10 protein-coding genes are annotated in these 13,291 nt (G+C 72.9%); 4 read left to right on the top strand and 6 right to left on the bottom strand.

The window, feature by feature from the left end; genetic code table 11:
• The first annotated feature begins 24 nt into the window (after positions 1–24).
• Both ACFSC0_RS00510 and ACFSC0_RS00505 read left to right on the top strand, forming a co-directional pair.
• Positions 25–2,655 (top strand): TonB-dependent receptor, encoded by a 2,631-nt coding sequence (locus tag ACFSC0_RS00510; RefSeq protein ID WP_377281306.1) that lies wholly within the window; start codon positions 25–27, stop codon positions 2,653–2,655.
• Positions 2,656–2,809: 154 nt separating this feature from the next.
• Positions 2,810–4,171, top strand: coding sequence for a spinster family MFS transporter (locus tag ACFSC0_RS00505; RefSeq protein WP_377281307.1), 1,362 nt, complete (start codon positions 2,810–2,812; stop codon positions 4,169–4,171).
• Between the two features lie 102 nt (positions 4,172–4,273).
• Here ACFSC0_RS00505 and ACFSC0_RS00500 read toward each other — a convergent pair whose 3' ends face one another.
• The gene (locus ACFSC0_RS00500) at positions 4,274–4,729 is read right to left on the bottom strand and encodes a DUF3237 domain-containing protein (RefSeq protein WP_377281308.1); all 456 of its coding nucleotides are present in this window, start codon (positions 4,727–4,729) and stop codon (positions 4,274–4,276) included.
• Positions 4,726–5,994, bottom strand: coding sequence for a flavin-dependent oxidoreductase (locus ACFSC0_RS00495; RefSeq protein WP_377281309.1), 1,269 nt, complete (start codon positions 5,992–5,994; stop codon positions 4,726–4,728). Before ACFSC0_RS00495 ends, ACFSC0_RS00500 begins: the two co-directional genes overlap by 4 nt.
• Positions 5,995–6,182: 188 nt before the next feature.
• Here ACFSC0_RS00495 and ACFSC0_RS00490 point away from each other — a divergent pair, with 188 nt between their 5' ends.
• Positions 6,183–7,616, top strand: coding sequence for an amidase (locus ACFSC0_RS00490; protein ID WP_377281310.1), 1,434 nt, complete (start codon positions 6,183–6,185; stop codon positions 7,614–7,616).
• Positions 7,613–8,833 carry an MFS transporter gene (locus ACFSC0_RS00485; protein WP_377281311.1) on the top strand — a complete coding sequence of 407 codons (1,221 nt, stop codon included), beginning with the start codon at positions 7,613–7,615 and terminating at the stop codon, positions 8,831–8,833. Before ACFSC0_RS00490 ends, ACFSC0_RS00485 begins: the two co-directional genes overlap by 4 nt.
• A gap of 4 nt (positions 8,834–8,837) precedes the next feature.
• Here the strand turns inward: ACFSC0_RS00485 and ACFSC0_RS00480 are convergent, their stop codons facing one another.
• The 4 genes from ACFSC0_RS00480 to ACFSC0_RS00465 form a co-directional block, all read right to left on the bottom strand.
• Positions 8,838–9,242, bottom strand: coding sequence for a GFA family protein (locus tag ACFSC0_RS00480; protein WP_377281312.1), 405 nt, complete (start codon positions 9,240–9,242; stop codon positions 8,838–8,840).
• A gap of 95 nt (positions 9,243–9,337) precedes the next feature.
• Positions 9,338–9,715, bottom strand: a complete 378-nt coding sequence (locus ACFSC0_RS00475; protein ID WP_377281313.1) for a hypothetical protein — start codon at positions 9,713–9,715, stop codon at positions 9,338–9,340.
• Positions 9,712–11,055 (bottom strand): hypothetical protein, encoded by a 1,344-nt coding sequence (locus ACFSC0_RS00470; RefSeq protein ID WP_377281314.1) that lies wholly within the window; start codon positions 11,053–11,055, stop codon positions 9,712–9,714. Before ACFSC0_RS00470 ends, ACFSC0_RS00475 begins: the two co-directional genes overlap by 4 nt.
• On the bottom strand, positions 11,048–13,291 hold the full coding sequence (locus tag ACFSC0_RS00465; RefSeq protein ID WP_377281315.1) for a serine/threonine-protein kinase: 2,244 nt from the start codon (positions 13,289–13,291) through the stop codon (positions 11,048–11,050). Before ACFSC0_RS00465 ends, ACFSC0_RS00470 begins: the two co-directional genes overlap by 8 nt.

The following is a 13,291-nucleotide window of genomic DNA, read 5'->3' as shown; positions in this document are numbered from 1 at the left end:
CCAAGAGCCCCCGGGGGAGGAAACATGAAGGCCATTCATCTGCTGGCCGGGGCCGCGGTGGCGGCGCTGGCCCAGGCTGCGCCTGCCTGGGCGCAGGACAGCGCCGTCGAGGAAGTGGTGGTGACCGGCAGCCGCATCCGCGGCGTCGAGACGGTGGGCTCCAACGTCGTGTCGCTGGGCGCCGAGGAGATCGCCCGCCAGCCCTCGGCCACGGTCCACGACCTCCTCAAGCAGGTCCCGCAGATCCAGGGCTTCGGCTACGACCCGTCCTCCGCCGTGGTCAGCGGCACCAGCGGCACCAACACCACCCGCGGCAGCGCGCTGAACCTGCGGGGCCTGGGGCCGCAGGCCACCCTGGTGCTGCTGGACGGGCGCAGGCTGCCGGCCAGCGGCGTGAACGGCACCTACATCGACCCGACCTCCATCCCCGCCATCGCCCTCGACCGGATCGAGGTGGTGGCCGACGGGGCCTCGGCGGTCTACGGCTCGGACGCCGTGGCGGGCGTGGTCAACTTCATCGTCCGCAAGAACTTCACGGGCGCCCGGACGCAGGTGCGCCTGGGCTGGGCGGACGGCTACGAGACCCGACAGTTCGGCCAGCTGTTCGGCCACGACTGGGGCTCGGGGCACGCGATGATCGCCCTGGAGCACTCGCAGAACACCAACCTGAACGGGGCCGAGCGGGACTATGTGCGTTCGGACCTGCGCCCGTTCGGCGGGCGCGATTTCCGCGGCACCCAGTGCAGCCCGGGCAACATCCTGGTGGGGTCGACGCCCTATGCGATCCCGGCCGGCGGCGTCACCCCGGCGACGGCGGGCCAGCTGGTCGCCGGCACGCGGAACCGTTGCGAGACCTTCCGGCTGGGCGACATCCTGCCCGAGCAGGAGCGCAACAGCGTGGTGCTCTACGCCGAGCAGAACCTGACGGAGAGCGTCAGCGTCTTCCTGGAGGGGCTCTACACAAAGCGCGACTACGTCGCGAACGCCATCCAGCAGGGCTCCAGTTCGGTGGTGGCGACGCTCAGCGTGCCGAGGACCAACCCCTTCTTCGTGGCGCCGCCCGGGACCAATCCGACGAGCGTCAACGTGGAGCACTTCTTCGGGCCCGAGCTCGGGGTGCTGCGCCAGCACGGCTATTTCCGCACGACGCACCTGGCGGGCGGTTTCCGCTTCGAGCTGCCGGGCGAGTGGAGCGGCGATCTGACCGGCTTCTACGGCCGCACGGACGAGGCCCAGGACACCCAGCGCATCCTGCCGGCGGCGCTGACCGCGGCGCTGAACAGCACCGACCCGGCGACGGCCTTCAATCCGTTCGGCGGCCCGAACCGGCCCGAGGTGCTGGCGGCGATCAACTCCGGCGTCTTCAACCCCTACGCCCGCAACACCCTGGCCGGCGCCGAGGTGCAGGCCAACGGGCCGGTCTGGGAGCTGCCGGGCGGACTGATGCGGCTGGCGGTGGGCGCGGAGTACGTCAACTACGGGCTGGGCGCGGGCTCGCGGCAGGGGGATGCGGCCAACCCGAGCCGCCTGTTCCTCTACACCTCACGTTACCAGAAGGCCGCCTTCGCCGAGCTGTTCGTGCCGATCTTCGGCGACGCCAACGCCGCGCCGGGCCTGCGCCGGCTCGACCTGTCGCTGGCCTACCGCTGGGACGACTATTCCGACGTGGGCTCGACCTCGAACCCGAAGGTCGGGGTCACCTGGTCGCCGATCGAAGGGCTGCTGCTGAAGGGGACTTACGGGACCTCGTTCCGCGCGCCGCTGCTGCAGGACCTGCAGCTGCTGCGGGGCGGGGCGGCGCTGATCGTCTCCACCGTGCCCGATCCGCTCTCGCCCACGGGCACCAGCACGGGCCTGGCGGTGAACGCCGGCAACCCGAACCTGACGCCGGAGGAGGCGACCAACTGGGCCTTCACCTTCGACTACCAGCCGCCGGCCGTCCCGGGCCTGCGCCTGTCGGCCACCTGGTTCTCCATCGACTACGACAACCAGGTCTCCAACCCGCCGCGGGGCTCGCAGACCCTGCTCGATCCCAACTACCAGTTCCTGGTGACCCGCAACCCGACGGAGGCGCAGATCCAGGCCTGGCTGGCCCAGGGACTGCGGATCAACGGCATCCGCCCGCCGGTGGTGGCCTGGCTGCAGAACGCCCAGACCCAGAACCTGGGCGGGACCAAGGTGCGCGGGGTGGACTTCGACGCCAGCTACCGGTGGGACACGGAGCTGGGCGAGTTCAACGTCGGCGTGAACGGCAGCTACACCCACACCTTCAAGGTCAAGATCACGCCCGTCGCGCCGGAGCTGGAGCAGGTGGGCGCCATCAACTTCCCGCTGCGGCTGAGGAGCCGGGTGTTCGCCGGCTGGAACCGGGGGCCGATGACCGCCCAGGTCACCTGGAACCACGCCGACGACTACAAGAACCCCCTGACCAGCCCGACCCAGAAGATCGACGACTTCGACACCGTGGACGTCCACCTGGGCTACGAGTTCGAGGACACGGGACGGCGTTGGCTGGACGGGCTCTCCATAAGTCTCGACGCCCAGAACCTGTTCGACGCCGACCCGCCCTTCGTCGACCTGGAAGGCGGCTGGGACCCCGGCCAGGCGAGCGCCGTGGGCCGGTTCGTGGCGGTGACCCTGGCCAAGACGTGGTGAGGGTAGCGGCCAGATCCTCCCCCGTGGCGCAGACTGCGGGGGAGGGGGACCGCCGAAGGCGGTGGAGGGGGCGCTTCGCCCCTTGCGCCCCCTCCGTCTCGCCGCTTCGCGTCGATCCACCTCCCCCGCACGCTGCGCTACGGGGGAGGAGCGGATGACCGCGACGGCTGAAGCTGGAGGGCGAGCCCGCTGGACGCGCTACCAGGTGTTCGTGCTGGCCGCGCTCGTGCTGGTGAACGGCTTCAACTACCTGGACCGGGCGATCCTCAACATCCTGCAGGAGCCGATCAAGGCGGACCTGGCGCTGACCGACACCCAGCTGGGGATGATCAGCGGACCGGCGTTCGCCATCCTCTACACGCTGGCCAGCGTGCCGATCGCCCGCTGGGCGCAGCGGGGGGATCGGACCACCATCCTGTCGCTGGCGCTGGCGATCTGGTCGGGAGCGACGGCGGCCTGCGGGGCGGCGATGAGCTACGTCCACCTGTTCGTTTCGCGGCTGTTCGTCGGGCTGGGGGAGGGGGCCTGCAGCCCGACCAGCTACTCGCTGGTGGCCGACTACTTCCCGGCCCGGCAGCGGGGGATGGCGATGGCGGCGATCAGCGCCAGCATCCCCATCGCCGGCTTCGTGGCCCCGCTGGCCGGCGGCTTCATCGCCCACGAGTGGGGCTGGCGCTGGGCGTTCGTGATCGTCGGGCTGCCGGGGGTGGCGCTGGCCGTGGCGCTGAAGGCGACGCTGAGGGACCCCCGCAAGGCCGGCCGCGCGGCGGCGGGCGAGGCGGCCAGGCCCTCCAACTTCCTGGCCGACATCCGGCTGCTGGCGGCCAACCGGGCCTTCGTCTTCTTCTTTTTCGCCAACGCCTTCATGGGCATGGCGATCAGCGGCACCAACGTCTTCACCGCCTCCTACTTCATCCGCCAGTACGGGATGAGCCTGCGCGAGGCCGGGGTGATCGTGGCGCTGGGGCTGGGCCTGGCGGGCCTGGCCGGCACCTTCCTCGGCGGCTTCCTGTCGGACCGGTTCGCCGGCGAGCGGGGGCGCAGCTACTTGATCCTGCCTTCGGTGGGGGCGGGGCTGGCGGGCTGCCTGTTCCTGGTGACCTTCACGCGGGAGATCTGGCCGGTGGCCCTGGCCTTCCTGATCCTGGCCAACGTCGCCACCGACCTGAAGAACGCGACCGTCCTGGCGGCCGCGCAGAACATGTCGCCCGACCACATGCGACCGACGACGGCGGCGGTGACGATGATCGCGGTGACCCTGCTCGGCACGGCGATCGGGCCGTTGATCGTGGGAACGCTCAGCGACCTGACGGCGGCGCGGGAGTTCGCCGGCGGACTGGGCGACTTCGCAGCCGCCTGCCCCGGCGGGCGCGGGGCAGGGGCCGCCGCTGCGGCCTGCGCCGAGGCCTCGGCGGCCGGGATGCGGGCCGGCCTGCTGGCCATCAGCGGCGTCTACTTCGCGGCGATGACGATGTTCGGGCTTTCGGCGTGGGCGCTGAAGGAGAGGCTGAATTAGCTCCCGTCATGCCGGACCGCAGGACCGATCCGGGACCCAGCCGCGGCGCGTGGGATCTGGGTCCCGGCTCTCCGCTACGCTGCGGCCGGGATGACGGAGAGGTCAGAGGACCTCGAACACTTCCAGCCGCACGCCGCCGGGCCGCCTCGCCCCCTTGGCGATCCCGAGCTTCCAGTTGAGGTGGGCGAGGCGCGGCGCGCCGGTCCGGAAGCGGATCGAGGTGCGGAAGTAGTAGAGGGACGGGTCCACCGCCTCGCCGGCGCCGAGGCGGGCGAGGACGTCGGGGGGACCTGAGCGGACGCCGCTGGAGATGACTTCGACGATGTCGCCGTCGGCCGTGCGGAAGGCGTAGTGGGCCTCGATCTGGAGGTTGCCGTCGTCGTGGATGGTCTGCCAGTCCGCGCCGCCGGGGATGATCTCGCCTGCGACCTGGCCGCTCACCCGGCCGCCGACGATGGGGATGCAGCGGCGGGCGCCGGCGCCGATGTGGCCGGGCTCGAAGGGGGCGGAGACGTCGGCCTCGATGACCAGGAAGGGGGCGTCGGCTGCGATGCTCATGCGGTGGCCTTCACCGGCGGGGTCAGGGACGGGCGGGCGTTCAGCGCCTCCTTGTCGAAGCCGGCGAGGCGCTTGTAGTTCGCCGCCACCTCCTCCAGCTCGGCCGGCGAGAGCACGTCGTGGACATGGGCGAAGCCGTCGGGGGCGCGCTCGTGGGCCAGCTGCATCACCTGCTCGGGACCGTTGCCGCGGTTGGCCAGGACCAGCTTGCTGGTGGCCGGGCGGCGGGCCTCCTCGTAGGCCGACAGGGCGGCGGCCGCCTCGCCGCGGGTCGCCAGCTCGTAGGCCAGGGTGCGCGCGTCGAGGATGGCCTGCGAGGCGCCGTTGGAGCCGATCGGGTACATCGGGTGGGCCGCATCGCCCATCAGCGTGAGGCGCCCGAAGGTCCAGCGGTCCACCGGGTGGCGGTCGACCATCGGGTACTCGTAGACCGCTTCGGCGCCGCGGATCAGCTCGGGCACGTCCAGCCAGGCGAAGCGCCAGTCCTCGAACCTGGGCAGGAAGTCTTGAAGCCGGCCAGGACGGTTCCAGTCCTCGCGCCGCCACTCGGTCTCGTCCGGGAAGCGCAGCTCGGCGATCCAGTTGATCAGCGCCTGGCCCTGCGTCTCGACGGCGGGGTCGATGGGATAGCAGACGAACTTCTGGTCCTGGTGTCCGGCCATCACCATGGTGCGGCCGTTGAGGTAGGGCTTCGACAGGGTGACGCCCCGCCAGAGCACGCGCCGGTTCCAGATCGGCGGGCCTTCGTCCGGATAGAACTGGGCGCGCAGGGTCGAGTGGATGCCGTCGGCGGCGACCACCACATCGCCGGCCGCGGAGGGCAGGGCGGCGCCGCTCTCGCGCGAGCGGAAGCGGACGGTCCCCGTCTCCGGATCGGCGCCGACGGCCTCGTGGTCCAGGTGGACGCGGGCCCCGCCGAGCCGCTCGATCACCGCCTCCAGCAGCAGCATCTGCAGGGCGCCGCGGTGGATCGAGTACTGGGGCCAGTTGTAGCCGGCGCCGAGGCCCCGGGGCTCGCGCCAGATCTCCTGGCCGAAGCGGTTGGCGTACATCAGGGCGCCGGTGGGGATGCCGCGGGCGGCCATGGCGGGGGCCAGGCCCAGCTCGGTCAGCTCGCGCATGGCGTGGGGCAGGACGTTGACGCCGACGCCCAGCGGCCGCAGCTCCGGCGCGGCCTCGTAGACCTCCGCCTCGATCCCCGCCGCATGCAGGCTGAGCGCGAGCGTCAGTCCGCCGATCCCCGCCCCGACTATGATGACCCGCATACCGTTCGCCCGACTTACCTTTGACAGGGGCTTTGGCCGATCGGGCCGGGCCTGTCCAGCGCGCGCGGCGGCGCAGGGACCACGGCGGGGCGCGGCTCCCGCCCCTGGGGGAGCGGCTGTCGGGGTCCGATTTCCGCCAGACCCGGAGGCGAGGGCCCGGGATGCTTGCGGCGAAAGCGGAGGCGAACGTGACCGGATCCGACGACGAGCTGGCGTACCTGAGCATCGATGAGGCGGGCGCGCGTCTGCGCCGGGGCGAGATCACCTCCCTCGCCCTGACCGAGGCGCACCTTGCGCGGATCGGGCGGCTCGACGCGGCGCTCGGCGGCTATGCGCGGGTCACGGCCGAGGCGGCCCTGCGGCAGGCGCGGGCGGCGGACGCGGAGCTGGCGGCCGGGCGCGACCGGGGGCCGCTGCAGGGCGTCCCGCTGGCGGTGAAGGACCTGTTCTGGACGGCTGGGGTGGTCACGGCGGCCGGGACCCGCGTCCACGGCGACTTCCGTCCGGCTGTGGACGCCACCGTGGTGCAGCGATTGAAGGCGGCGGGCGCGGTGCTGCTCGGCAAGCTGCAGATGACCGAGGGGGCCTATTCGGACCACCACCCCTCGATCCGCCCGCCGCGGAACCCCTGGGACCCGCAGGCCTGGCCGGGGATATCCTCGAGCGGGCCGGGCGTGGCGCTGGCGGCGGGGCTCTGCTGCGGGGCGCTCGCCTCGGACACCGGCGGCTCGATCCGCTGGCCCTGCGCGGCCAACAACCTGACCGGCCTGAAGCCGACCTGGGGCCGGGTCAGCCGCCACGGCGCATTCGAGCTGGCGGCCAGCCTGGATCACGTGGGCCCGATGGCGCGGGACGTCGGGAGCGTGGCGGCCGTGCTGCAGGCCATCGCCGGCCGCGACGACCTGGACCCGAGTTCGCTGGCCGAGCCGGCGGGCGACTACCTGGCCGCCCTCGGCGAGGGCGCCGGCGGGCTGCGGATCGGCGTCGACCGCCGGTGGAACACCGTAGACGTGGACCTGGAGGTCGCCGCGGCGCTGGCGCAAGCGGAGGCGGTGTTTCGCACGCTGGGCGCGGAGGTCGTCGAGGTGGCGGCGCCCGACGTCGCCGAGGCGGTCGCGGACTGGCCGGCCAACTGCGCCGTGGAGGCGGCGGTGGCGCACGAGGCGACCTATCCCGCCCGGGCCGAGGCGTACGGCCCGGTGCTGGCCTCGGTAATCGAGGCGGGGCGGACGCTGAGCGGCGTGGACTACCAGAAGATCCTGCTGCGCCGGATGGCGCTGCGCGGCCGGTTCGACGCCCTCTTCGCCGACGTCGACCTGCTGCTCACCCCGGCCCACCCCTTCGCGCCGCTGACGCTGGAGCGCATCCGCACCCTCGGCGAGCTGCCGGCGCTGATCGCCCGCCTGCAGACCTACACCTGTCCCTTCGACATGACCGGGCATCCGACCCTGAGCCTGCCGGCCGGCGCCGGCGCCGCGGGCCTGCCGATCGGGCTGCAGCTCGTCGCGGGCCGCCTGCAGGAGGCGCGCCTGCTGGCGGCCGGGGCGGCGTTCCAGGGGGCGAGCGACTGGCACCGGCGCCGGCCGGACCTCGCCTGGGCCGCCGGGAACCTCGCCGCATGACCGCGACCACGACAGGGGCACGGCCGCGGATCTTCTACGGCTGGGCGGTGGTGGCCGGCGCGTTCGCGGTCACCTTCTTCGGCTTCGGCAGCGCCTACACCTTCTCGACCTTCTTCGAGCCGCTGCAGCGGGAGTTCGCCGCCTCGCGGGCGGGCGTGTCCCTGGTCTTCTCGATCGCGGGTTTCCTCTACTTCGCGCTCGGGGTGGTGAGCGGGCCGCTGGCCGACCGCTTCGGGCCGCGGGCGCTGGCCGTCGGCGGCATGGCGCTGGTGGGCGCAGGCCTGGCGCTGGCCGGCGCGGCGCGCAGCCTGACCGAGGTCTACCTGGCCTACGGCCTGGGCGTGGGGCTCGGCGTCGGCTTCGCCTACGTGCCGGCGGTGGCGGCGGTGCAGAAGTGGTTCGTTCGGCGGCGCGGGCTGGCCTCGGGCCTGGCGGTGAGCGGCATAGGGCTCGGCACCCTGGCCATGCCGCCGCTGGCGGCCTGGCTGATCGAGGCCTGGGGCTGGCGCGCGGCCTACGTCTCGCTGGGCGTCCTGGCGCTCGTCGCGGGCGGCGGCCTGGCGCTCCTGCTGTCGGCGGACCCGGCGCGGCATGGCCTGGCGCCGGACGGCGAGGCCGCCGTGGCCGCCGAGCGAGCGGCTCCGACGGGCGCGCCGTTTCGAAGCGCCATCCGCTCGCGAACCTTCGCCGGGCTCTACCTCTCCAGCCTCATCTGCGCGTTCGGGGTCTTCCTGCCCTTCGCCCACCTGGTCCCCTACGCCCTGGACCGCGGCGTGCCGGCGGGCCAGGCGGTGCTGCTGCTCGGCGCGGTCGGGGTCGGAAGCACGGCGGGGCGGTTCCTGCTGGGCGGACTCTCCGACCGGCTGGGACAGCGGCCTTCGCTGCTGCTGATCATCTTCGGCGTCGCCGCGACGATGGCGCTCTGGCCGGCGCTGTCGGGCGTGTGGCCGCTGGCCGCCTTCGCCGTCGCCTACGGCGTCTTCTACGGCGGCTGGGTGGCGATCCTGCCGGCGCTGCTGATGAGCGAGTTCGGCGGCCGCCATGTCAGCAGCCTGATCGGCGTGCTCTACACGAGCGTCGCCTTCGGGACCCTGGTCGGGCCGACCCTGTCGGGCTGGGCGTTCGACGTCACCGGCGGCTACCAGGCCGCGATCCTGGCCGCCGCGGCATGCAACGCCGTCGGCGGGATCATCGCCTGGCGCGCCACCCGGCGGTGAGCGCTCACCAGCTGTTGCGGCCGTCCACCTGTTCGACAGCGACGCCGGACCAGTCGAGGTCGTCAATCAGCTTCAGGTTCACCCCGTGGATCCGCTCGGCGGGCAAGGCGCCGGCGTCGAACCCCGGCTTGGGCGTTCCGTCGGCGTTGTAGACCGAGGCCCAATCCGGCGAGTCGCCCCAGGTGTGCATGCCGCAGCGGCCGCAGAAGTGGTGGCGGTTGAGGCCGTCGCTGGCCGAGTAGGTCCGCGCCTCGGCGTCGGAGAGCAGCTTGAATTCGCCGGGGCGGAAGTAGGCCCACACCGCGCCGGTCCGGGCGCAGAAGCTGCAGTTGCACGCCTTGGCGCTCGCCGGCTGTCGCGGCAGCTCGATCTTGGTGGCGCCGCAGTGGCACGAGGCGATCAGGGGCATGGGTGGGGTCCTCCAGGTCAGGAAAGCACCCTAGAGGGGGCCTCCTGACAGCTGTCTGGCAGCAGGGTGGCGCAACGCCGATCTGCGCCGGGACGCTAGCTGGTCTTCAGCTTCCGGGCGCTCGAGACCTCGATCCGGTTGGCCGGGATGATCAGCGCCGCGGCGGCGTCGTCGGCCACGTCGCCGTCGACCAGGACGAACTTGCCGCCGACCCGAAGCTTGGTCGGGCCGGCGGCGAGCGTGACCGCGCTCGGATAGGTCACCGGCGCGGAAGACGCGTTCTGGCCGGAGAAGGTGAAGATCTGCGAGGCCCTGGTTGCGACCGGCTGGCCGCCGATCTTCAGGCGCGGGTCGGTGACGACGGCCAGCGGCGCAGGCCCGGCGGTGACGGCGCCGGTGTTGCCCGCCACGTCCGTCTTGCTGGTCGAGGGGACGGCCTTCACGTCGGCGGCCGTGGCCACCGGCTTGCTCATCTGCCGAAGCCGCCGAGCCGGGTGACGGTCAGGCCCATGCCGCGCAGGCTGGCCGCCTGGCCCATGCTGGTGGCGATGCCGGCGTTCTCCAGCGTCGTGCGGATCTCCGCGACATCCTTGTTCGCCAGGTCGCCGAGCGTGCGCACGCCGGCGGCGCGCAACGCCTCGGTGGTCTGTTCGTCGGCGAACTTGATCGAGCCGATCGGCACCTCGGCGATCTCGGCCTGAGGGTTGAGGCCCACGGCCCCCACCACCGCCGCCTGGCCGAGCCCGGAGGTGACCAGGGCGTTGGCCTTGGCTTCGGCGACCGCATCGTGGAGCTTGGAGACCGACTCGAAGGTCATGTCGTCGGGCAGGCCCTTGACCACGTCGGAGACCGGCGTCGCGCCCGCCAGGGTGGTCGCGCCGAACTTGTCGAGGAACTGGCGGGTGGTGAAGCCCTGCGGGAAGGCGGTCTTCACCGCCTCCTCGTTGTCGAACAGGAAGCGGCTGAACTCGCGGCTCTCCTCGAGCGCCTGAGGGACATAGCTCGGCTTGACCTTGTCGGCCACGCCGGCGGCCGACTCCGTCAGGATCAGGCCCATGGAGGTGTTCCAGACCTCCATCGGCTTGCCGTTGAAGTTCGTCACGTCGATGCGCTCGGCCGGCAGGCCTTCGATCATGCCCTTGTCCGGGTTCGCGGCGTCGCGCCACACCGTGGGCTTGGCGAACTTGATGCGCGGGTCGGTCGGCGTGACCACGCGCGGATCGACGCCGATCGGGCCCAGGGGGCCGAACGGATCCCACGGCCGCGGGAAGGGGCGGGGCTCGAACACCTGGGGCGGCAGCTGAAACGGTGGGATGTCCAGCGGCCCCCAACCGATGCCGCCGCCGCCCGTGGAGGGCTTGTTGCAGCAGTCGTGGACCTGGCGGTTGATGGCGTTGAGCTCGGCGCTGAACTCGCCGAACGCGCCCGAGATCGCCTGACGGAGCTGGGCGATCACCTGGAAGGCCTTGTCGAGGTCCTTCTCGACGGTCTCCAGGTCCTGGCGCAGGGCGTTGAAGCGGACGTTGAAGCCGTTGATCCCTTCGGCCTCGACCAGATCCTCGCCGTCGCGCCACTCGCGGTGCTCGAAGCTGGGCGTGAACTCGGACCTGGCCGCGGGGTCGTGGGCGCTGACCTGCGATCCGGCGGAGAGGGCGAAGCTGCGGAGGCTCTTGCCCGCCTTGTCGAGGATCCACTGGCCGACGACGAACTTGGTGGCGGCCTCGTCGAGGTTGGCCTCCCCCAGCTTGGTCAGCAGGCCCTCGGTGTTCTTGCCGAGGTATTCGGCGACGGAGATCTTGCTGAAGTCAGGCATCGGACTCTCCCGGGACGGGTGACTGCGGGACGGCGAAGCGCGGCTGGCGGAAGCGGCGGAAGCTCCGGGCGGCGGCCAGGTTCAGGGCGGCGGGCGGCGCGTCGGGATCGAGCTTCACGTGACGCTGGCGGATGGGCCAGGTGTTGATCTCGACGCCGGCCGGGCAGGCGTGGGCCAGGATGTTCATCATCCGCTCGTAGGCGGGGTAGTCGAGGGTCTCGCCCGGCGGGAGCCATGGGCGCACCTCGAGCGGGTCGGTGAGGCCCATGCGGCGGTAGCCTGTCAGCACGATCGCGTAGACGCCGGGCTCCTCGAAGCGGACCGGGAAGCGCGTCCCGCCGCCGTGGGCCGGATCCGAGGCCGCTCGGGTCGGCCGGCCGGTGTCGAGGTCGGCGGCCGCCCAGTTGAGCCGCAGCGCCTTGCGCTGGGTCAGGTTGGGCCCGAGCCCCGGAAGCGGAATGCTGGAGGCCGCCAGCACGACGTCGCCGTTCTGCCGGACCAGCACCGCCAGGGCCGGCACGCCCTGGTCGGCCAGCGAGAAGGTGAGGGCGGAGACCTTGTCCCAGTCGTCCTCCTCGCCGTTCCGAAGCCCGGCCGCCGTAGCGCCTTTCACCGTCAGGCCCGCGAGGGCCTCCGGCGGCACGCCCTGCCACAGCGCCTGCAGCGCCGTCTGGTCGGCCAGGCTGTAGCGCGGCGGCAGGATGCGGTCGCGGTAGGCGGCCTCGTGCGCAGGCAGGTCGGCGAGCATCGCCAGGATCTGCGCGCCGGCGACGGCGGTGGCGGTGAGCCCCGCCTGCTCCCTGGCCGCCTTCAGGGCCTCGGCGAGGCCCTCGGCCGACCGCGGCGCAAGATCGGCGGCCTCGAACACCGCTTCCGTTCGGGCTCCCGGCGGCCGCTCGACCGCGCCGGGGCCGGCGATGTCCAGGTTCCCGATCGGCAGGTGCGAGAGATAGTAGTTCACCCCGTCGAGCCGGCGGGCGGTGGCGAAACCGAGCGGCCGCAGCAGGTCGATGGCCTGCGGCTCGCCTGGCTGGCCCGCCACCGGCTTCAGCGCCGCGACGGCGGCGGCGAAGTCGCCGGTGGCGGCGGGATCGGTGGCCTGGATGCGGTCGGCGAGCTGGCGCAGGAAGGTCTGGCCGGTGCGGATCTGGGCGCCCAGGCCGAGCTCGTGCAGCGCGCCGCCCGCATCGTCCTGCGCCTTCACCAGGGCGATGTCGCCGGCGAAGCCGACGGCCCCTGCGAAGCCCAGCAGCCGGTCCAGCGCCCGGGCCAGCGGCGGGGCCATCGCCGCGACGGCGGGCATCGCCGAGAACCCGTCGCGGAGCCGCCGGCGCAGCGCCTTCTCCTCGGCCTTCTGGGCCTTGGGAACGGCGCGATCGGCGTCGGGCGCGGCCGGATCGATGAGCTGGCTGCGGCGCAGGCGCTCGAAGGCGGCGGCCAGTTGGTCCTGGGCGGCCTGCGCGGTCGGTGCGACCGAGGCGATGCGCACCGCCACCTCGAAGGGGTTGTCGCGCTCCTCCAGGTCGAACCCGGGGTTCACCTCCCGCAGGCGGCGGACGACCTCTTCGCGGGTGGGGAAGAGCGCCCCGCGGAACAGGCGCAGGCGCGGCCGGTAGCGGGCGTCGGGCTCCCGCTCGGGGGCGATCTCGCTCAGCACGCCGGCGTCGAAGACCATCCGGCTGTCGAAGCGCGGAACGCCGAGCTCGGCGCCCAGGCGGTCGAGCAGGCCGCCCTTGGCGCCGTCGATGGTCCGCGCCGCCGCCAGCGCGCGCAGGTGCCGCCGGATCCGCTGCTGCTCGAGGGACAGCACCATAAGCAGGTGCGCGAGGTTGCCGCTCAGCGCATCGACGGCGATCAGCCCCGGAAGGCCCGCCGCGGGGACCGCCGCGCCGCCGCGGGTGGCGCTCAAGGTGAACTCCACCGCCGCCGCCTGCTGCGGATCGCGCCGGCGCAGCAGCAGCGCCGCGCCGGCCGGGGTGTAGGCCTCGAACACCAGCCGCTCGCTCGCCGCGCCGCGCTTGACGGTGAGGACGACCTCCTCGTCGTCCAGGTCGACCTGCAGGCGGGCGAGGGCGGTCACGTCGCGCTTTTCCAGCGGGATGGCCAGCCTGCCCTGGTCGGTGAGCGGCAGGCTGGCCAGCTCGAAGCCGGCCGCCAGGGGGCCGGCCAGCGCGTCATTGAGCGCGCGGCGGCTGTCGGCGCGGTAGCGGTCGATGTCCGGCGCCAGGTCGACCAT

Source organism: Phenylobacterium terrae (assembly GCF_042681205.1).
In the GTDB taxonomy this organism is placed as follows: Bacteria; Pseudomonadota; Alphaproteobacteria; order Caulobacterales; family Caulobacteraceae; genus Phenylobacterium; species Phenylobacterium terrae.
Note: the sequence above shows the minus strand (reverse complement) of the source record. Positions and strands in the feature narration are given on the sequence as shown.